Origin of the sequence: Spirillospora sp. NPDC047279 (genome assembly GCF_040643285.1) — a bacterium.
GTDB lineage: Bacteria > Actinomycetota > Actinomycetes > Streptosporangiales > Streptosporangiaceae > Spirillospora.
Genome location: NZ_JBEYUA010000005.1, coordinates 450,169 through 468,604, shown reverse-complemented (window position 1 = coordinate 468,604; position 18,436 = coordinate 450,169). Strand labels below are relative to the sequence as shown.

The following is an 18,436-nucleotide window of genomic DNA, read 5'->3' as shown; positions in this document are numbered from 1 at the left end:
AAACTCCGGGCATGCGCAGTTACCGCGAGCTGTACCGGACACCGGAGTTCACGCCGCTCTTCGTCACGGTCTCCACCCAGATCGCCGCCGTCACCGTGACCGGGCTCGCCCTGGCCACCCTGGTGTTCGCGGCCACCGGCTCGCCGCTGCTGTCCGCTCTCAGCATGTTCGGCCCTTCGATCGCCCAGGTACTGGGCGCCACCCTGTTCCTGTCGGCCGCCGACCGGCTGCCGCCGCGCGCCGCGATCACCGGCCTGGCCCTGGTCGGGTGCGTGAGCACGGCGGCGCTGGCCCTGCCAGGCCTCCCCGTCGGGGCGCTCTTCGCGATCGTCCTCGTGCAGGGCCTGGTCGGCTCGGTGGGCGGCGGCGTGCGCTACGGGCTGCTCAGCGAGATCCTCCCCGAGGACGGCTACCTGCTCGGCCGCTCGGTGCTCAACATGAGCAGCGGGATCACGCAGGTCTGCGGCTTCGCCGCCGGCGGCCTGCTCGTCACGTTCCTCTCCCCGCGCGGCACCCTGCTCGCCGGCGCCGGGCTCTACCTCCTCGCCGCCGCGTCCGCCCGCCTGGGCCTGGCCCGCCGCCCGCCCCGCGCGGCGGGCCGCCCGTCGATCGCGCAGACCTGGCGGACCAACGCGCGCCTGTGGTCATCGGTGCAGCGCCGGACCGTGTACGTCGCCAACTGGGTGCCGAACGGCCTCGTCGTCGGCTGCGAGGCCCTCTTCGTCCCGTACGCGCCCCACCGCGCCGGCGTCCTCCTCTCCGTGGCGGCGGCCGGCATGCTGCTCGGCGACGTGGTGGTGGGCCGCTTCGTACCGTTCGCCCTGCGCCTCCGCCTGGCCCCGGTCCTCCGCCTGCTCCTGCCCGCCCCCTACCTGATGTTCGCCGCCCATCCGCCCCTGGCGCTCGCCCTCGTCGCCGTCGGTCTCGCCTCCGTCGGCTTCTCCGCCAGCCTCCTGCTGCAAGAACGCCTGATGGCGCTCACCCCCGACGACATGCACGGCCAGGCCCTCGGACTCGACAACTCCGGCATGCTCACCATGCAGGCGGCGGGCGCCGCCCTGGCCGGAGCCGTCGCCCAGCAGACGTCCCCCGCGACCGCCATCACCGTCATGGCGGCCCTCTCGGCCACAGTGACCCTGGCCCTGGCTCCCGGCCTGCGCCCCACTCCCCCCAGACCACCCACAAATCCTTGACCCCCGGCCAAGCCCCCGCCCTGCGATCCCGCCCGCACCTTGGCGGTGCTCGTACCGCTCTGGGAGGTGGCGCGAGGTGGGGGGCTTGGGTCAGTCGAGGGGGCGGTCGGATTCGTGGGCGGCGTAGAAGCCGGCCTGGCGGGACATGATGGTGCGCATGGAGGTGCCTCGGGGGACGCCGTAGACGGTGCCGGGGAAGTCGAGGTCGCGCTGGGTCTCCCAGAGGGCGTCGTGGCGGTCGGGGGAGAAGAGCTCGGCGGGGTCTCCCGCGGCGATCCAGCCGATGGGGACGACGGTCTCGGGGGCGAGCCGGGAGTTGACGTGCAGGACGCTGTTGATGCGCAACTCCGAGCGGGTGCCCGCGACGGCGCCCGGGAAGAGGGACGCGCCGGTCGCCACGAAGACCTCGTCCTCGATGGTGGCGCCGTTGACGTGGGCGTGCGGGCCGACGAGGACGGCGTCTCCCAGGACGGCGGGATGGCCGGCGCGTCCTCTGACCAGGGCGTTCTCCATGACGACCACGTCCCGGCCGGTGCGGATCTCGCCGTTCTCGGCGGTCAGGACGGCGCCGTGCAGGACGCGCGCGTTCTCGCCGAGCGTGACCGCACCGCAGAGGACGGCGGAGGGCGCGACGTAGGCCGACTCCGGGACGACGGGACGCCTGCCGCGGTGTTCGAGCAACATGTGATCAGCGTACGGCCCTCCTGATCGGGTGCCGGAGACGGAACAGGTGGGCGGCGATGGTGTCCATCGTGGTGTCGGCGGGGCACCAGCCGCGTTCGAGCATGGCGGTCAGCAGCGCCTCGAGGTAGGGCGCCGGGCGGGCGAGGAAGTCGCGGCGCAGCGGGATGACCTCCCAGCCCATCCGGTCGCGCAGCCAGCGGAGGCGGCGCTCGTCGCGGGCACGGGCGGCGGTGCCGGAGTGGTGGCGCTCGCCGTCGTACTCCAGGCCGACCCGCAGGTCCTCGTAGCCGAGGTCGATGTAGACCCACCGGCCGTTGGGGCCCATCGCGGGCGCCTGGGTGCGCGGACGCGGGAAGCCCGCGTCCAGGATGACCATCCTGGCCCGGCTCTCGCCCGGGGACTCGGCGCCGTCGTCGGCCGCGGCGAGCGCGCCGGCCACGCGTCTGGACCGGCGGTATCCGGCGGGCGCGGCCATGGCGGCCAGGTCGGCGGGCGCGACGCCCCGGCGCAAGAACTGGTCGACGGCGGCGACGGCGTCGCGGCGGGGCAGCCAGCGGGCGCAGTCGAGCGCGGTGCGGGCGGGCGTGGTGACGCGGACGCCGGACTCGATGGTGACGTGGCCGGGCGGCAGCGTGGCCTCGAACGACTCGCTGCCGGGGTGGTCGAACGGCGGGTGGCCGGGTGGACGCAGGAGCTCGATCGTGAGGTCGGCCCGGCCGGTGCCGGACGGGAGGACGTCCAGGCCCCATAACCACGCGGCGGTGCTGCGCGCGACGACGAAATCGGGCGGCGCTGCGCGGATGACGTCCAGGGCGCGCGCGGTCAATTCGTCCATGGGGGCGATGTTGTCCGTGACCGGCCGGGGAGGGAAGGGGCCGCCGGAACTGTGGATGACCGGCGGTGTTGCAGAATATTGTTCTAGTGCACCAGAATCATGTTCTGTGAACGAGCTGGGCCGGGACAAGGTGCTGCGGGCCGCGCTGGAGCTGTTCGGCCGCGACGGCGTGGCGGCGACGACGCTGAGCAGCCTGCGGCAGGCCGGCGGCGTGAGCGTGGGGAGTTTCTACCACCATTTCGCCGGCAAGGAGCAGGTGGTCGAGGCGCTCTTCGTGGAGTGCATCGGGCTCTATCAGGCCGCGTTCCTGGAGGAGCTGCGCCGCAACGACGACCCGCGGGCGGGTGTGGCGGCGGTGGTCGCGTTCCACGTGCGCTGGTGTATGGACAACCCCGGGCGCGCGCGGTTCCTGTTCACCGAGCGCCCGCCGTCCGGGCCTGAGCTGGCCGGGCTCAACAAGGCGTTCTTCGGCGAGGTGCTCTCGTGGTGGCGGGCGCACGTTCACCACGGCGCGCTGCCCGAGCTGGACCTGGTGAGCGCGTACGTGTTGTGGCTCGGCCCGGCGCAGGAGTTGTGCCGGCTCTGGCTGAACGGGGAGGTCGCCGCTCCCGGGGACGAGCAGATCGCGCGGCTGGGCCGGGCGGCCTGGCGGGCGCTCGAAGGAGACTCTGATGATCGTTGATGCCTGGATGCAGCACGGCACGGTCCGCTTCCTGCAACACGAGATGCTCGACTCGTTGTGGCGCTGGATCGGGAGCAAGCCTCCCGCCGAGGAGATCCCGGTGGCGGCGACGGTCGCCGCGATGGACGGCGGGGGAGTGGACCTCGGCCTGATCAGCGCCTGGTACGGGCCCGAGGGCGACCTGGTGAGCAACGACGAGGTCGCCTCGTTCGTCGCCGCCGCCCCCGGGCGCCTCGCCGGGATCGCGTCGGTCGACATCCGCAAGCCGATGGAGGCCGTCCGGGAGCTGCGGCGCTGCGTGAACGAGCTCGGCTTCAAGGGGCTGCGGATCGTGCCGTGGTTGTGGGAGCTGCCGCCGACCGACCGCCGGTACTACCCGCTGTTCGCCGAGTGCGTCGAGCTGAACGTTCCGTTCTGCACCCAGGTGGGGCACACGGGCCCGCTGCGGCCGAGCGAGACCGGGCGCCCCATCCCGTACGTCGACCAGGTCGCGCTGGACTTTCCCGAGCTGGTCATCGTCGGCGGCCACATCGGCTACCCGTGGACGGAGGAGATGGTCGCGGTCTGCCGCAAGCACCCCAACGTCTACATCGACACGTCCGCGTACACCGTGCGGCGTTATCCGCCGGAGCTGGTCCGCTACATGACCGGGGACCGGCACCACAAGGTCATGTTCGGCACCAACTACCCGATGATCACGCCGGACCGGGCGCTGGAGGGCCTGGACGATCTCGGCCTGGACGACGCCGCCCGCGAGGCCTTCCTCTCCGGCAACGCGCGCCGCGCGTTCCGGCTCTAGAAAATCTACAATGTAAAGGGCGGCGCTTTCGTCCGAACTCACCCCTAGGCTGGGCCGACACGACGAAATCCTCTGTCGAGGGGTCCGCCATGAAATGGTTCCGGAAGCGCCGGCCAGACTCACGTCCCTCCAGCGACGCCTCCACCGACCCTTCCTCCTCACCTCGCGTGGGTGGCGGCGCCCCGGATACCGGCGCACCGCCCTCGGACGCGGCAGCCCTGCCTGCCCACCCCGACAGCCCTTCCCGCGAGCCCGGCGGCATGCCGCCGGTCAGTGCTGCCGGTGCCCTGCCCGCGGACCAGGGCGAACTGCCACAAGACCCGGGCGCCCTGCCTCCGGAGCCAGGTGCCCTGCCTCCGGAGCCAGGTGCCCTGCCTCCGGAGCCAGGTGCCCTGCCTCCGGAGCCAGGCGGTCTGCCTCAGGAGGCAGGACACTTGCCCTCGGATGAACGCGGCGGTTTGCCGGAGGGCACCGGGGGCCTGCCGGCGCCTACCGGCGGTGGTCTGCCCGGAGCCGCCGACGACGGCCTGCCCGCGGACACCGGTGGCACCCTGCCCGGCGGCGCCGGGACCTTGCCCGCCAGGGCGGATGGCGAGAACGAGGGAACGGGCGGTCCCGCGCGCGACGACGGCGATCCCCTGGTGTCGTTGCTCGTCGCGGTGATCGAGCATCACGGCTACCAGTGCACGATCGTCAGCAACGATCAGGTGGAGATCACCCGGCCCGGCCGCGACGGGCCGTTGCAGATGTGGCTGACCAACCTGCGGCAGTGGGTGGCGCAGGAGCCGCGCGAGGAGTGGGCGGCGATCGTCAGCGACTTCGTGAGCAGCCTGATCGCGACGACCGAGACCGACGAGGAGGACGAGCTCGACCTGGAGGACTATGCGCTCGTCCGCCCGTTGCTGCGCACCCGGTTGTACGCGGACGACTTCCAGGCCGGGCCGGGCGAGGTGATGCGGCGGCCGGTGGCGCCGGACCTCGCCGAGATCCTCGTGGTCGACCGGCCCACCTCGCTGATGCTCGTCCGTGCGGACATCGCCGCCGCGTGGCCGGTCAGCGAGGACGAGGCGTTCCGCGCCGCGTACGACAACGTGCGCCGCGACGGGCCGCTGGAGGTGGAGAACGAGCTCATCGACGGCGTCCGGCTGGCGTCGCTGCACGGGGAGACCGCCTATGTCACGGCGCACGCGCTCTGGGTGGGCGACTATCCCGTGACCGGCCCCGAGGGTGTCCTGGTCGCGGTGCCCGCGCAGGGCATCGTGCACGCCGCGCCCATTCACGGCATCGACGTCATCAACGCGATGAACCTTCTCATCAAGGTCGCCTGGCTGGGCTACCAGGAGGGTCCGCGTTCCATCAGCCCGCACGTCTACTGGTGGCGGGACGGCTCGCCGCTGCTGCTGGCCGGCGCGGTGGAGCCGGGCGAGGAGTCGCTGAGCGTACGGATCACCGCCGAGTTCCAGGATCTCCTCGAACGGTTCGCCGACGACCGACCCGGCGACTGACCCGCCGGCCGACCCGGCGGCAGGTCACTTCTCCGGGGAGGTCAGGGGTTGGCGGGTGCGGAGGGTGCGGCAGGTCAGGAGGCCGATGGGGACCGGGGCCCAGAAGGTGATGGCCCGGAAGAGGAGGACGGCCTGGAGGGCCGGTCCGGCGGCGATGCCCAGCGCGGCCAGCGCGGCGACCAGGGCGGCTTCGGTGGAGCCGACGCCGCCGGGCGCCGGGAGCGCGGCGCCCGCCGCGGCGCCGACGAGGTAGGCGAGGACGAGCGCGACGGTGTCGCCCGGCCCGGCGGCGCCCGGGACGGCGAGCACGCTGAGGGCGAAGGCGACGCCCATGACGAGGGTGGTCGCGGCGGACGCGGTGAGGGTCAGCGCCAGGTCGCCGGGCCGCCGGCACAGGTCGGTGAGGCCGCCGAGGGTCCGTCCGACGGCGGCCGAACGGGCGGCGCGGCGGCCCCCCAGGATCGCGGCGGGGAGCAGGACGCCCACGACCGCCAGGACGGGCCAGGGCGGGACCATCTCGGCGACGCGGGACGCGTGCGCGCCCATGGCGCCGAACACCCGCCCGTCGCCGCCGTCGACGCCGATCACCAGGCCCATGAGGATCAGGTCGGCCGGCAGCCCGACGACCTGCATGACGGCGACGGCGACGGCCGCGCGGGACAGCGGGATGCCGTGGCACACCAGGTAGCGGGTGTTGACGGCGACGGCGCCGAGCCCGCCGGGCGTGACCCGGTTGGCGGCCGCGGCGGTGAACTGCGCGAGCGTCGTCTCGACCATCGGCAGCCGCCGTCCGGCCGCGCCGCGCAGCGTGATCGCGGCGAGCACGTAGTGCAGGACCGACAACACCGCCAGCGCGGGCACGAACTCCCAGCGGACGTCGCGGAACGCGGACGCGATCGCGGCGAACGGCGCGGTGCCGTGCCACGCGAGCGTCACCAGGACGCCGGTGGTCAGCAGGAGCGCGGTGACGAGGAGCGGGGATCTGAGGGCCCGGCGGAGGACCGGAGAGGCAGGGGCGAGGGTGGCGGGGTGTCTCGCGGCGTCACCGCCGAGGGTCGCGAGCCCGGCGGGCGCCGCGCGTTCAGCGCCGGCGGCGATTGTCTCCACACCTTATTTGTCGGCTTTTCGTCTGAAGGTTATGCGACGAGGTGATTCATCGCAGGGGAACGCTGGGCGGAATCGTCGAGATCATGACCGTGCCCGGGTCGCGTTCCGGGTCACCCTACGTGCCGTTCGGCACTGCTCGGCCACCGGCGACGCGGCCTTCAGGCGGCGGGCTGGTAGCGGTGTTCGCGGGTCTGCGAGCCGATGTAGCGGAGCGTGCTGCGCAGCGTCCAGTGGTTGAGGCGCATGGGCATCATGCGGTAGCCCTGCCGGTAGGCGAGCGTCATCGCGTTGAAGCGCATCTGGTCGGAGGCGCTCCACGGGATGTCGAAACGTTCGCGCACGATGGACGGCAGGCAGCCGAACGTGACGAAGCGCATCGGCCGTTCGGCCACCCGCTTGCTCGCCTTGTCGAGGACGGCGGGGACGGCGGTGTGCATGGGCATCAGGGAGATGCTCTCGGAGCCGTGCCTGGCGATGTCGAGTGCGCGGGCCGCCGCCGGGGTGAGTTCCAGGACCTTGGCGCTGACGTGCCAGAACTTCGACTGGAACGCCGCGTAGTCGGCCGGCACCGGGCGCATGCTGACGCCGTAGCGCGAGTACCAGGTGACGGTCTCGGCGTAGAGGGTCTCGTGGTCGTCGGCGGTCAGCCGGCGCGGGTGGAACAGCTCGGCCGCCTTGAAGATCTCCCAGGTGAACGTGGCGTGCGCCCACCAGAACGTCTCGGGCTCCAGGGCGTGGTAGCGGCGGGCGTGCTCGTCGGTGCCGCCGATGCCGCGGTGCAGGTCGCGGATGCCTGTCGCGCGGGGGACGGCGTCCGGTTCGAGGATCGTCGCCCAGATCTGCGGGACGGACCGGTAGATGCGGTCGAACGGGGCGTCGAAGAACGCCGAGTGCTCGGCGACGCCCGCGCCGATGCCCGGGTGCAGGAGCTGCATCAGCCCGGCCGCGGCGCCGGGCATGAGGGAGCGCAGGTCACTGGCGTACCGCCAGAGCAGCGAACCGCGTTCGATGGGCGCCATGGCGGGATGGGCGGGCATCGCACCTCCAGTAATCCGTCACTTGCCAGAGTAGAGATCATGAGACGAAAGTCAATATCTGTCTCATGTCTGGTCGCGGGATGGCGCAGACCATGAAGACCGGCCGCGTACTTCTGTGATTCGCGGTCAGGCGGCCGGCGGATGCTCTGGGATCGACGGCTTGCGGCCAGGAGGAGACGCCGCGTGCTGGCAGGGTGAACGTCCGGGCGGTCTGGTCGGGGTGCCGGCCAGACCGCCGGGGGACGGGCTCAGGAGGAGGGCTTGGTGTAGACGGCGACGGCGCAGGCGCTGCCGAGGCCGATGTTGTGCTGGAGGGCGACCTTGGCGTCTTCGACCTGGCGCTTGTCGGCCTTGCCGCGCAGCTGCCAGGTGAGCTCCGCGCACTGCGCGATGCCGGTGGCGCCGAGCGGGTGGCCCTTGGAGATGAGCCCGCCGGAGGGGTTCACGACCCACTTCCCGCCGTACGTGGTGGCCTGGTCGTCGACGAGCTTGTGGCCCTCGCCGACCGCGGCCATGCCGAGCGCCTCGTAGGTGATGAGCTCGTTGGCGCTGAAGCAGTCGTGCAGCTCGATGACGTCCACGTCGTCGATGCCGACCTGGGCCTCGTCCAGCGCCTTCCGCGCCGCGCGCTGCGAGCAGCCGAAGCCGACGACCTGGATGGAGGAGTGGTCCTCGAAGCTCTCGGGGGTGTCGGTGGCGATGTAGTGGCCGGAGATCTCGACGGCCTGGCCCCACAGGTCGTTCTCGTCCACGAACCGCTCGCTCACCACGAGCGCGGCGGCGGCGCCGTCGGAGGTGGGGGAGCACTGCAGCTTGGTCAGCGGGTCGAAGATCATGGGCGCGTTCTTGACGTCGTCGAGCGAGTACTCGTCCTGGAACTGCGCGTACGGGTTGTTGACCGAGTGCTTGTGGTTCTTCCAGCCGATCCACGCGTAGTGCTCGGGCGCCGACCCGTACTTCTCGATGTGCTCGCGGCCGGCGTTGCCGAACATCTGCGGCATCGGGGCCTTGTCCATCTCCCACTCGCGGCCCGCCACCATCGAGTTGAGGTGGTGGTCGATGATGGTGACCTTCGACTTGCCGACGCCCGCGCCGAGCGAGCCCTTCTGCATCTTCTCCATGCCGAGCGCGAGCACGCAGTCGGCGAGCCCGCCGCGCACCGACTGCCGGGCGAGGAACAGCGCGCTCGATCCGGTCGCGCACGCGTTGGCGACGGTCATCACCGGGATGCCGGTCATGCCCGTCTCGTAGAGGGCGCGCTGGCCCATCGCGCCGTACATCGAGCCGGCGTAGGCCTGCTCGACCTTGTCGTAGGCGACGCCCGCGTCCTCCAGTGCCTTGCCGACGGCCTCCTTGGCCATGTCCGGGTACTCCCAGTCGCGGGAGCCCGGCTTCTCGAACTTGGTCATGCCCACGCCGACGACGAAGGTGCGGTTGGCCATCCGGCTCGCCTCCTGTACCGAATCGAGTTCGACACCACGATAGCCGGATGGCCCAAGCAAGTGCTCGGTCAGGGGTGCGCCTCGCGGCACCCCCCGCGGCGGGGCGTCAGGCGGCGAGCTCCTCGGCGAGCGCGGCGGCGAACGCGGCGACGTCGCCCTCGGTCGTGTCGAACGAGGTCACCCAGCGGACCTCGCCGGTGTGCGCGTCCCACACGTAGAACGGGAAACGTTTGCGCAGCCGCTCGGTCACGTCCTTGGGCAGGACCGCGAAGACGGAGTTGGCCTCGACCGGGCGCATGATCTCCACGCCGGGCAGGTCGCGCACCGCCGCCGCCAGCGCGCGCGCCATCGTGTTGGCGTGGCGGGCGTTGCGCAGCCACAGGTCGCCCTCCAGCAGCGCGAGCAGCTGCGCCGACACGAAGCGCATCTTGGACGCCAGCTGCATGCTCGACTTGCGCAGGTAGAGAACGCCGCGCACCGCGTCGGGGTCGAGCGCCAGCACGGCCTCGCCCAGCATCAGGCCGTTCTTGGTGCCGCCGAACGAGAGCACGTCCACCCCGGCGTCGGTGGTGATGGCGCGCATCGGCACGTCGAGCGCCGCGGCCGCGTTGGCGATGCGGGCGCCGTCCATGTGCAGCAGCATGCCGCGCTCGTGCGCGGCGGCCGCGACCACGGAGATCTCGTCGGCGGTGTAGACGGTGCCGAGCTCGGTGCACTGGGTGATGGACACGACCTGCGGCTGCGCGCGCTGCGGCTCGCCGAACCCGGTGGCATACCGGTCGATGAGCTCGGGCGTCAGCTTGCCGTCGGGGGACGGCGCCGCGATGAGCTTCATCCCGGCGACCTTCTCCGGCGCCCCGCCCTCGTCGGTGTCGATGTGCGCCGAGTCGGCGCAGACCACCGCGCCCCAGCGGTCCATCATCGCCTGGAGCCCGACCACGTTGGCCCCGGTGCCGTTGAACACGGGGAACGACTCGGTGCGTTCGCCGAAGTGCCGCTTGAACACCTCGCGCAGCCGCGCCGTCACCACGTCGTCGCCGTAGGCGGTCTGGTGGCCGTCGTTGACGGCGGCGATGGCGGCCAGCACCTCCGGGTGGATCCCGGAACGGTTGTCGCTGGCGAAGGTACGGGCCCCGGCGTCGGGGATGGCGTCAGGAGTGAGAGACGGCGATGTCATGCCCCCATCCTCCACCCGGCGGCGATCACCCGATCGATCAGCCCAGGGGATCGGCGACCGGTTCGGCGTGCTTGCCGTTCACCGGGACGGGTTCGCCGTGCTTGCCGTTGACCTCGCCGTGCACGCCGTTCACCTGGACCGCGCCGCCGTTGACCGGCTTGGCGTCGATGGGCACCGGGCCGGTGTCGCCGCCCTGCGCCACCGGGCGGGCGGCGACGCGGGCGCGCAGCGTGTCGATGTCGTCGCCGAGCCGCGCCAGGTTGCCCTGGAGCTCGCGCCACAACCCCGACCGCTCCTCCAGGCGCGCCAGCTTGCTCCGCAGGTCGGAGACGCGCCGCTCGACGTGCTCGAGGCGGCCGCTGTTGCCGGCGGTGTCCTTGCCGGTGCGCACCAGCGTGGTCGCCACCACCGCCAGGTCGCGCTCGGTGTCGTCCATGCGCTCGTCGATGTGCGGCAGCAGCCGGTCGTTCAGCTGGGTGACGAGCGAGTCGAGGTCGGTGCGCAGGGTGCGCAGGTCCGCATCCTGCCCTTTGAGCGTTTCCTCCAGAAAGCTCAGCCGCTCGTCGTAGGCTTTGAGCCGATCGAACGACACGCAGCGTTCGCGGGTGTCCTGGCCGAGTCTGGTGAGCAGGGCGATGGCGCCCCCGCGCACCTGGCGCTCCGCTTCGGCGGCGACGCGGCGGACGAGACCCGAGAACACGGTCATGATGCTCCTCTGGAGTAGGGGATCCGACGTGAGTACGCCCCCTAAACTCTAGGCGAACCAGGCGAAAACGGAGCGGGTCATTCAGGTGTTCTTGAGGTGAACTACGCTCTCGACGGCCGGTTCGACCATGGCCGCCCGACGCTGACCGGTCCGGTGCCGGGTCGCCGCCGGGCACAGGCACAGACCGCGATCGACGATCAGCTGGGCGCGTTCGGTGGTGTAGTCGGCCCGGTCCTCCGCCGGGCGCACGCGACCGCATGTCAGGCACAACATCAAGGCTTCCTCCCCCTCGCCCGGCCCGCCGCCCTGCCGCGCCCTCCCCCTCCGGAGGACGTCACAGGACGGCGGGGCCCCCGACGGCGGGGCCGGCGGCCCCGGCCGGTCCGGACCGAACGGTAACCACGCCGGGGTTGCAAGCACGTTGCAGTCGCCCTGTCACCGTCAGTGGGAACGGCAAGGTAGACGCGTTCCCCCGAACCGGTTGCGGCGCCTACCGGATGCGGCGATGCTCGGGACCGTTACAGGTTCTCGTGAACGCGGGAGTTCCGATGAGGCAGGGCTCCACCGCAGCGGATCCACCGACGGATCCGGCCGGCCCGCAGGCGGATCCGACCGACCCGCCGATGCCGCACGCGTGCCGCGAGGCGACCGGTCTCATCCGCAGGCTCAGCGCGCTGCACGAGACCGGGCAGCGCGGCGGCGCCCGGCGGCCGATCTCCGAGTCCTGGCGCCGGTCCTGGGACGCCGGCATCGACGTCGAGGTCGCGTCGGCGCCGCTGGTGTACGACCGGGACGTCATCGCCGACGCCCGCGCCGCGCATCCGCTCGACCCCCACCTGCCGATGTTGCGCGACCTGCTGCGACAGGTCGCCGACGAGGCCGAGCACATCATGGTCATCACCGACGCCGAGGGGCACGCGCTGTGGTCCGACGGGCCCGCGCCGGTACGCCGCAAGGCCGAGCGGATCGGGCTGACCGAGGGCTTCTGCTGGTCGGAGGGGTCGGTCGGCACCAACGGCATCGGCACCGCGCTGGCCACCGGCAGGCCGCAGTACGTCTACGCCGCCGAGCACGTCGCCCGCATCCTGCACCGCTGGTCGTGCGTGGGCGCGCCGATCACCGACCCCGACTCCGGCGCCGTGATCGGCTGCATCGACGTCAGCGCCACCGTCGAGGTGCTGCACCCGGCGACGCTCGCCCTGGTCAGCGCGGCGGCCCGGCTCACCGAGGCGCACCTGGAGATGGAGATGCGCCGCCGGGACGAGGTGCTGCGCGAACGCGGCATGCGCCACCTCAAGGCGCTGCGCGGCGAACGCGGCGTCCTCGTCACCCCGACCGGGCGCGTGCTCGCGGGCGACCCCGCCGACTGGCACGGCGTGCGGCTCGCGGCGCCCACGGCCGGCGAGCACGTCACGCTGCCCGACGGGCGGAGCGCGGTCGCCGAGCCGGCCGGGGAGCTGTTCCTCGTCCGGTCGCCGGCCCCGCCCGGATCGGTGGTCTCCACCGCGGACGCCGGCGCCGCGGACGGCCCGGGGGCGGACGGCGAACGGCCGCTGCTGACGTTGTCGCTGCTCGGCACCGACCGCCCGTACGCGCGGGTCGACGGGCGGCGCGTCCCGCTGTCACTGCGGCACGCCGAGATCGTCGCGCTGCTGGCGCTGCACCCCGACGGCCTCACCGGCGACCGCCTGTCGCTGGAGCTGTACGGCGAGGACGGCAGCCCGGTCACGATCCGCGCCGAGATCCACCGGCTGCGCGCCCAGCTCGGCGACCTGGTCCGCGCCAAGCCCTACCGGCTCGAATGCGAGGTCGACGCCGACTTCCTCGCGGTGCGGCGGCTGCTGGAGGAGAACGACGTCACCGGCGCGGCGCGGTTGTGGCGCGGCGGGCTGCTGCCCCGTTCCGACGCGCCGGCCCTGCGCATCGAACGCGACGAGCTGTCGGCCCGGATGCGCCGCCAGGTGCTCGACCGGGGCGGCAACGAGGTGTTGTGGACGTACGCGCAGACCGAGCCCGGACGCGACGACTACGAGGTGCTCGAACGCCTGGCGAACGTCCTGCCGCCCGGCGACCCGAGACTCGGCACCGTCGCCTCCCGGCTGCACGAGTTCTAGACCCCGGAGCACCTCCAGGCCGCCCGCGACGCCTGGCGGACCAGCCGGAGCGCCGTGTGGTCAGGGGATCGCGGGCAGATGGTCGCAGGCGTTGTAGGTGACGGCGCTCAGCTTTCCGCCGTTGCTGCGCCACCGGGTGACGGAGCAGTTGAGGACAGGGTCCTTCTCGATGTCCAGGATCTCCCGTTCGCCCAGGCCCTCGACCACGTAGCGGGTCATCACCACGATCGCGTCGTGGGCGATGACGAACGGCCGTCCGCCGGGGTGGTCCTGGGCGAGGTCGCGGTAGAAGCTGCGCAGCCGCAGCGCCAGGTCGCACCATGACTCGCCGCCGGGCGGCCGGTAGTAGAACTTGCCGAGCCGCCGCATCCGCACGGCCTCCTCGGGGAACCGCAACCCGACGCCGCGCGGCGTGAGCCCTTCGAGCACGCCCAGCTCGCGGTCGCGCAACCGCTCGTCCACGCGCAGGTCGACGCCGTAGGGCGCCTCGGCGAGCGCGAGGCGCGCGGTGTTGAGGCTGCGCAGATAGGGGGAGGACACGGCCACCGTCGGCCGTTCGTCCTCGGGGAGCCCGGCGAGCCAGCCGCCCAGCAGCGCCGCCTGCTCGCGGCCGGTGTCCGACAGCGGGATGTCGGAGTCGCGTTCGCGCAGGCCCAGCTCCTCGGCGTCGGTGCCCATCGCCGTGCGGTAGGCGACGTTGCCGGTGCTCTCTCCGTGCCGTGTCAGGATGAGCCATTCGAGCGTGTCCACGGACCTCATGATCCCATGACGTGCCCGCCCGCCGCCGAAAGTACCGCTCATCGCGTGTGCCCGGGCGGCACCCGCCCGCCGCGGCGAGCTCTACAGGGCGTAGTACTCTCTCTTCGTGACGAACTGGCTGGCCACCACGATCATCGTCGTGTCGTTGCTCGGAGCCGCGTACAGCCTGGTGACGGCCCTGCGCGACCGGCCGATGGACGTCGGGCACCTGATCATGCTCGGACTGGTCGAGGTGCTCCTGGTGGTCCAGGCGGTGCTCGGCTTCGTCAAGCTCGGCGACGACCAGGGACCCGCCGACTCCGCGACGTTCATCGGGTACATGCTCGGCATCCTGCTGATCCCGGCCGCCGGGGCGGGCTGGGGAGTCCTGGAACGTTCGCGCTGGGGCCCCGGAGTGATCGTCGTCGCCTGCCTGTCGGTCGCCGTGATGATCGTCCGGATGAACCAGATCTGGGCCGGCGATGTCTGACCAGGGCGTGGCGACGCGGAGCGGGCCCGGGCGGTTGCTGGTGGCGGTGTACGCGATCTTCGCGCTGGCGGCGGGCGCGCGGGCGGGCGTGCAGATCGCCACCAGGTTCGACGAGGCGCCGCTGGCCTACACGTTGTCGGCGGTCGCCGCCGTCATCTACGTCCTGGCGACCGTGGCGCTCGCGCTGGGCGGGCGCACCTCGCGCCGGGTCGCCTTCGCGGCGCTCACGATCGAGCTGGCCGGGGTGCTGATCGTCGGCACCCTGAGCCTGGCCGACCCGGAGGCGTTCCCGGACGCGACGGTCTGGTCCGGGTTCGGCCGCGGGTACGGCTTCATCCCGCTGGTGCTGCCGGTCATCGGCCTCTACTGGCTGCGCCGCACCCGGCCCGCCGCGCCTTGAACGGGCCGGGTGAGGCTCAGGCCGCAGGGGTCATGGTGCGGCCGCCGATCGGCAGCGTGTGCACAGCCGCCTGAGCGATGATCTCCACCTCGGAGGGGGAGAAGTCGGCGTGCGGGTTCCGGCGCGTCCACCGCAGCAGCCTGAACGGCCTGGCGAAGACGATGCCGTCCGCGTTGAACGGCGACCGCGCCAGCTGCCCGCCGTGCACGGCCAGCACCGGGGTCACGGTCACCAGCAGCCCGGTGCGGTCGGAGAGCATGCGGGACGCCGCGGTCGCGGCCCCGGTCAGCCGTTTGACCAGCTCTGACTGGGTGCGCCCGTCGATGAAGAGCCTGCCGCCGTGCGGGGCGATCTCCGCCTCGGGGTGCCAGGCCTCGTTGTGGACCAGCCAGACCCCGCCGGGGCCGACGAGGAGCTGGTCGACCACGCAGTGGCCGGGCACGGAGCGCTGGTGCAACACCCGGTGGCCGCGGCGTTCGGCGGTGAAGCGCAGCAGCCGGCTCATGCGCTCCTCGCCGCGCAGGCCCAGCCGCCAAACGCGCGAGGCATTGTAGCCACGCCAATGGAAGTAAGCGTCGGCGGCCCCCACCAAGACCGCCATCGCCACGCCGAAGATGGCGTTGACCAGCACTGCCCCGAGTATGAGCGACGCCCCGGCCAGAATTGCGCGGGTCCGCAATCTGCCCTTTCGGCCACGCTGCCAGAGTTCTTCGTACACCGCCTGCGGCGTCCCGCCGGTGAAGGCTGCCCTGTCCCTGAGATAGATGGAGCTGCCGATCATCCCGAACCTCCCTGCACCTGCGACTACGGCCCGATTATGGGACATACCCAGTGATTGGCGGGAGGTGCGGGAAGGTGAGGAAAGTCGAACGTAAAAGAAATGGAAAGCCGAAGAGTCGTTGCTTTTCTGTGGTAAATGCGAAATGCACGATGCAACTATCACCGCAAGGTCCGTGCGGCCTTTCATTGGGACATGCGCCACACTGTACGGATGCACACCCTCCGGCAGGATGCCCTTTCCGCGCTTCCTGTAAGCCACTCCGTGCCCGAGATGCGGGCCGTTTTGTCCGGCCATGGCGCGGCGGTGCTGGTGGCCCCGCCCGGGACCGGCAAGACGACCCTGATGCCGCTCGCCCTGGCGGGCCTGCTCGACGACGAGGAGGCCGGGGACGGGAAGGTGATCGTGGTGGAGCCGCGGCGGCTGGCGGTCCGGGCCGCGGCCCGCCGGATGGCGTGGCTGCTGGGGGAGAAGGTCGGCGAACGGGTCGGCCTCACCGTCCGCGGCGAGCACCGGCCGGGGTCGCGGGTGCAGGTGATGACGACGGGCGTCCTGCTCCAGCGGTTGCAGCGGGAGCCCGAGCTCGCGGACGCCGCCACGGTGATGCTGGACGAGTGCCACGAGCGGCACCTGGACGCCGACACCGCGCTGGCCTTCCTGCTCGACGTCCGTGCCGCGCTCCGGCCGGACCTGCGGCTCGTCGCCGCGTCCGCCACCGCCGACGCCGGGCCGTGGGCGCGCCTCCTCGGCGGTGAGGACGGGCCCGCCCCGGTCGTGGAGACCGCGGCGGCACTGCACCCGGTGGAGGTCGTGTGGGCGCCGCCGGACCGGCCGCTGCCGCCGCCGCACGGAATGCGGGTCGACCCGGCGCTGCTCGCGCACGTCGCCGCCCAGGTGCGCCGGGCGCTCGCGGAACGCGACGGCGACGTGCTCTGCTTCCTGCCCGGGGTCGGCGAGATCGCGCGGGTCGCGGGGATGTTGTCCGGCCTCGGTTCCGCCGACGTCCTCCAGGTCCACGGCCAGGCGCCGCCCGCCGCGCAGGACGCGGTGCTCGCGCCGGGGGAGCGCCGCCGGGTCGTGCTCGCGACCTCGGTCGCCGAGTCCAGCCTCACCGTCCCGGGCGTGCGGGTCGTCGTCGACGCCGGGCTGGCGCGCGAACCGCGCACCGACCACGCCCGCGGGCTCGGCGCGCTGACGACCGTCCGGGCGTCGCGCGCCGCCACCGAGCAGCGCGCCGGCCGGGCGGGCCGGGAGGCGCCCGGCACCGTCTACCGGTGCTGGGGCGAGGCCGACCACGAACGGCTGCCCGCCCGGCCCAGGCCCGAGATCGAGCTCGCCGACCTCACCGCGTTCGCCCTGCAGATCGCCTGCTGGGGAGAGCCCGACGCGCGCGGCCTCGCGCTGCTCGACCCGCCGCCGGAGGCCGCGCTGCGGGCGGCCCGCACGACCCTGGAGGCGCTCGGGGCGGCCGGCGACGACGGCCGGGTCACCGAGCGGGGCCGCCGGCTGGCGCGCGTCGGCGTCCACCCGCGGCTCGGACGCGCGCTGCTGGACGGCGCGCCGCGGGTCGGCCGCCGCACCGCCGCGCAGGTCGTGGCGCTGCTCTCCGAGCCGCCGCCGCGCGGCGCGGGCGACGACCTGACCGCCGTATGGCGCGGCCTGCGGCGCGGCGGCCCGCCCGCGGACGCCCACGCCGCGCGCTGGCGTGATGAGGTGCGCCGGCTCGAGCAGGCCGTCGGCGCGGCGGACGGCGAGCGCCTCACCGACGACGCCGCGGCCGGGACCGTGGTCGCGCTGGCCTTTCCCGAACGCGTGGCGCGCGTCCGGCCCGGCGGCGGCTACCTCATGGCGTCGGGCACCGGCGCGGCCCTGCTCGGCGAGGGCTCGGGGCTCGCGACGGCCCGCGCCGAGTGGCTCGCGATCGCCGTGGCCGACCGCCCGGCGGGCGCCGCGTCCGCCCGCGTGCGACAGGCCGTCGTCATCGACGAGGACCTCGCCCGCCTCGCCGCCGCGCCGCTGCGCCACGACGAGGAGGAGGTCGCCTGGCGGGACGGCGACGTGACCGCCCGCCGGGTCGAGCGGCTCGGCGCGATCGAGCTCAACGCCCGGCCGCTGGCGCGTCCCCGCCCCGACCTGGTCCGCGCCGCGCTCGTCACCGGCCTGCGCGAGGAGGGGCTCGCCCTGCTCACGTGGACCCCGGCGGCCACCGCCCTGCGCGAACGCCTGGCGTTCTGCCGGCACGCGCTCGGCGACCCCTGGCCGGACGTGGACGACGCCGCTCTGCTCGACCACGCCCTGGACTGGATGCCCGCGAACGCGCGCCGCCGCGCCGACCTGGCCAGGATCGACCTGGTGGGCGCGCTGCGCGGCCTGCTGCCCTGGGAGTGCGCGGCCCGCCTCGACGAGATGGCGCCCGAACGGGTGGAGGTGCCGTCCGGCTCGCGGGTCCGCGTCGACTACTCGGGCGAGCGGCCGGTCCTGGCGGTCAAGCTGCAGGAGCTGTTCGGCTGGCAGGAGGCGCCCCGGCTGGCGGGCGGCCGGGTGCCGCTGGTCGTCCACCTGCTGTCACCGGCGGGCCGCCCCGCCGCGGTCACCGCCGACCTCGCCTCGTTCTGGCGGGAGGGCTACAAGGCCGTACGGGCCGAACTGCGCGGCCGCTACCCCCGCCACCCCTGGCCCGAGGACCCGGCCCAGGCCCCCGCGACCCGCCGTCCCAACCCCCGCCGTTAGGGCGTGTCTCGCTTCGAGG

18 protein-coding genes are annotated in these 18,436 nt (G+C 73.1%); 8 read left to right on the top strand and 10 right to left on the bottom strand.

The features are described 5' to 3' along the window. Positions 1-11: 11 nt before the first annotated feature. Positions 12-1,193 (top strand): MFS transporter, encoded by a 1,182-nt coding sequence (locus ABZ810_RS15715; RefSeq protein WP_358403481.1) that lies wholly within the window; start codon positions 12-14, stop codon positions 1,191-1,193. A 90-nt stretch (positions 1,194-1,283) separates the two neighbouring features. On the opposite strand, the gene ABZ810_RS15710 is transcribed toward ABZ810_RS15715, so the two are convergent. Next, entirely contained in the window at positions 1,284-1,877 is a 594-nt protein-coding gene (locus tag ABZ810_RS15710; RefSeq protein ID WP_358403480.1) for a gamma carbonic anhydrase family protein, read from the bottom strand. 4 nt (positions 1,878-1,881) lie between these two features. Next, positions 1,882-2,712 (bottom strand): hypothetical protein, encoded by an 831-nt coding sequence (locus tag ABZ810_RS15705; RefSeq protein WP_358403478.1) that lies wholly within the window; start codon positions 2,710-2,712, stop codon positions 1,882-1,884. A 106-nt stretch (positions 2,713-2,818) separates the two neighbouring features. Here ABZ810_RS15705 and ABZ810_RS15700 point away from each other — a divergent pair, with 106 nt between their 5' ends. From ABZ810_RS15700 to ABZ810_RS15690, 3 genes are all read left to right on the top strand, one after another. Next, positions 2,819-3,394: a TetR/AcrR family transcriptional regulator gene (locus ABZ810_RS15700; protein WP_358403476.1), complete on the top strand. Its 576-nt coding sequence runs from the start codon at positions 2,819-2,821 to the stop codon at positions 3,392-3,394. After that, positions 3,384-4,193: an amidohydrolase family protein gene (locus tag ABZ810_RS15695; protein WP_358403474.1), complete on the top strand. Its 810-nt coding sequence runs from the start codon at positions 3,384-3,386 to the stop codon at positions 4,191-4,193. Before ABZ810_RS15700 ends, ABZ810_RS15695 begins: the two co-directional genes overlap by 11 nt. 434 nt (positions 4,194-4,627) lie before the next feature. Then, positions 4,628-5,698 carry a hypothetical protein gene (locus tag ABZ810_RS15690; protein WP_358403472.1) on the top strand — a complete coding sequence of 357 codons (1,071 nt, stop codon included), beginning with the start codon at positions 4,628-4,630 and terminating at the stop codon, positions 5,696-5,698. 24 nt (positions 5,699-5,722) lie between these two features. Here ABZ810_RS15690 and ABZ810_RS15685 read toward each other — a convergent pair whose 3' ends face one another. The 6 genes from ABZ810_RS15685 to ABZ810_RS15660 form a co-directional block, all read right to left on the bottom strand. Beyond that, a complete protein-coding gene (locus ABZ810_RS15685) occupies positions 5,723-6,805 on the bottom strand; it encodes a lysylphosphatidylglycerol synthase domain-containing protein (protein ID WP_358403471.1) in 1,083 nt (360 codons plus the stop codon). A gap of 158 nt (positions 6,806-6,963) precedes the next feature. Beyond that, positions 6,964-7,842: an oxygenase MpaB family protein gene (locus ABZ810_RS15680; RefSeq protein WP_358403469.1), complete on the bottom strand. Its 879-nt coding sequence runs from the start codon at positions 7,840-7,842 to the stop codon at positions 6,964-6,966. Between the two features lie 248 nt (positions 7,843-8,090). Further along, positions 8,091-9,284 (bottom strand): beta-ketoacyl synthase N-terminal-like domain-containing protein, encoded by a 1,194-nt coding sequence (locus ABZ810_RS15675; protein WP_358403468.1) that lies wholly within the window; start codon positions 9,282-9,284, stop codon positions 8,091-8,093. 106 nt (positions 9,285-9,390) lie between these two features. Next, on the bottom strand, positions 9,391-10,461 hold the full coding sequence (locus ABZ810_RS15670; protein ID WP_358403466.1) for a beta-eliminating lyase-related protein: 1,071 nt from the start codon (positions 10,459-10,461) through the stop codon (positions 9,391-9,393). 37 nt (positions 10,462-10,498) lie between these two features. After that, positions 10,499-11,167, bottom strand: coding sequence for a hypothetical protein (locus tag ABZ810_RS15665; protein ID WP_358403464.1), 669 nt, complete (start codon positions 11,165-11,167; stop codon positions 10,499-10,501). Positions 11,168-11,248: 81 nt separating this feature from the next. Further along, positions 11,249-11,416 (bottom strand): hypothetical protein, encoded by a 168-nt coding sequence (locus tag ABZ810_RS15660; RefSeq protein WP_358403462.1) that lies wholly within the window; start codon positions 11,414-11,416, stop codon positions 11,249-11,251. A gap of 299 nt (positions 11,417-11,715) precedes the next feature. On the opposite strand from ABZ810_RS15660, the gene ABZ810_RS15655 reads away from it, so the two are divergent. After that, positions 11,716-13,281, top strand: a complete 1,566-nt coding sequence (locus ABZ810_RS15655; protein ID WP_358403461.1) for a GAF domain-containing protein — start codon at positions 11,716-11,718, stop codon at positions 13,279-13,281. A gap of 60 nt (positions 13,282-13,341) precedes the next feature. On the opposite strand, the gene ABZ810_RS15650 is transcribed toward ABZ810_RS15655, so the two are convergent. After that, on the bottom strand, positions 13,342-14,040 hold the full coding sequence (locus tag ABZ810_RS15650; protein ID WP_358403459.1) for a histidine phosphatase family protein: 699 nt from the start codon (positions 14,038-14,040) through the stop codon (positions 13,342-13,344). A gap of 106 nt (positions 14,041-14,146) precedes the next feature. On the opposite strand from ABZ810_RS15650, the gene ABZ810_RS15645 reads away from it, so the two are divergent. Together ABZ810_RS15645 and ABZ810_RS15640 are read left to right on the top strand one after the other, a co-directional pair. Continuing rightward, positions 14,147-14,509: a hypothetical protein gene (locus ABZ810_RS15645; RefSeq protein WP_358403457.1), complete on the top strand. Its 363-nt coding sequence runs from the start codon at positions 14,147-14,149 to the stop codon at positions 14,507-14,509. Beyond that, entirely contained in the window at positions 14,502-14,909 is a 408-nt protein-coding gene (locus ABZ810_RS15640) for a hypothetical protein (RefSeq protein ID WP_358403456.1), read from the top strand. Before ABZ810_RS15645 ends, ABZ810_RS15640 begins: the two co-directional genes overlap by 8 nt. Before the next feature lie 16 nt (positions 14,910-14,925). Here the strand turns inward: ABZ810_RS15640 and ABZ810_RS15635 are convergent, their stop codons facing one another. Then, complete coding sequence (locus ABZ810_RS15635; RefSeq protein WP_358403454.1) at positions 14,926-15,540, bottom strand: nuclease-related domain-containing protein; 615 nt, start codon at positions 15,538-15,540, stop codon at positions 14,926-14,928. Between the two features lie 342 nt (positions 15,541-15,882). Between ABZ810_RS15635 and hrpB the strand changes: the two genes are divergently transcribed. Further along, positions 15,883-18,417 carry an ATP-dependent helicase HrpB gene (gene hrpB / locus ABZ810_RS15630; protein ID WP_358403452.1) on the top strand — a complete coding sequence of 845 codons (2,535 nt, stop codon included), beginning with the start codon at positions 15,883-15,885 and terminating at the stop codon, positions 18,415-18,417. Positions 18,418-18,436: the final 19 nt, after the last annotated feature.

Excerpts from the sequence above, each read along its gene's own strand:
- ABZ810_RS15715 (WP_358403481.1), top strand. The coding sequence starts at position 12 with ATGCGCAGTTACCGCGAGCTGTACCGGACACCGGAGTTCACGCCGCTC.
- ABZ810_RS15710 (WP_358403480.1), bottom strand. The coding sequence starts at position 1,877 with ATGTTGCTCGAACACCGCGGCAGGCGTCCCGTCGTCCCGGAGTCGGCC.
- ABZ810_RS15705 (WP_358403478.1), bottom strand. The coding sequence starts at position 2,712 with ATGGACGAATTGACCGCGCGCGCCCTGGACGTCATCCGCGCAGCGCCG.
- ABZ810_RS15695 (WP_358403474.1), top strand. The coding sequence starts at position 3,384 with ATGATCGTTGATGCCTGGATGCAGCACGGCACGGTCCGCTTCCTGCAA.
- ABZ810_RS15680 (WP_358403469.1), bottom strand. The coding sequence starts at position 7,842 with ATGCCCGCCCATCCCGCCATGGCGCCCATCGAACGCGGTTCGCTGCTC.
- ABZ810_RS15675 (WP_358403468.1), bottom strand. The coding sequence starts at position 9,284 with ATGGCCAACCGCACCTTCGTCGTCGGCGTGGGCATGACCAAGTTCGAG.
- ABZ810_RS15670 (WP_358403466.1), bottom strand. The coding sequence starts at position 10,461 with ATGACATCGCCGTCTCTCACTCCTGACGCCATCCCCGACGCCGGGGCC.
- ABZ810_RS15665 (WP_358403464.1), bottom strand. The coding sequence starts at position 11,167 with ATGACCGTGTTCTCGGGTCTCGTCCGCCGCGTCGCCGCCGAAGCGGAG.
- ABZ810_RS15655 (WP_358403461.1), top strand. The coding sequence starts at position 11,716 with ATGAGGCAGGGCTCCACCGCAGCGGATCCACCGACGGATCCGGCCGGC.
- ABZ810_RS15650 (WP_358403459.1), bottom strand. The coding sequence starts at position 14,040 with ATGAGGTCCGTGGACACGCTCGAATGGCTCATCCTGACACGGCACGGA.
- ABZ810_RS15640 (WP_358403456.1), top strand. The coding sequence starts at position 14,502 with ATGTCTGACCAGGGCGTGGCGACGCGGAGCGGGCCCGGGCGGTTGCTG.
- hrpB (WP_358403452.1), top strand. The coding sequence starts at position 15,883 with ATGCGCCACACTGTACGGATGCACACCCTCCGGCAGGATGCCCTTTCC.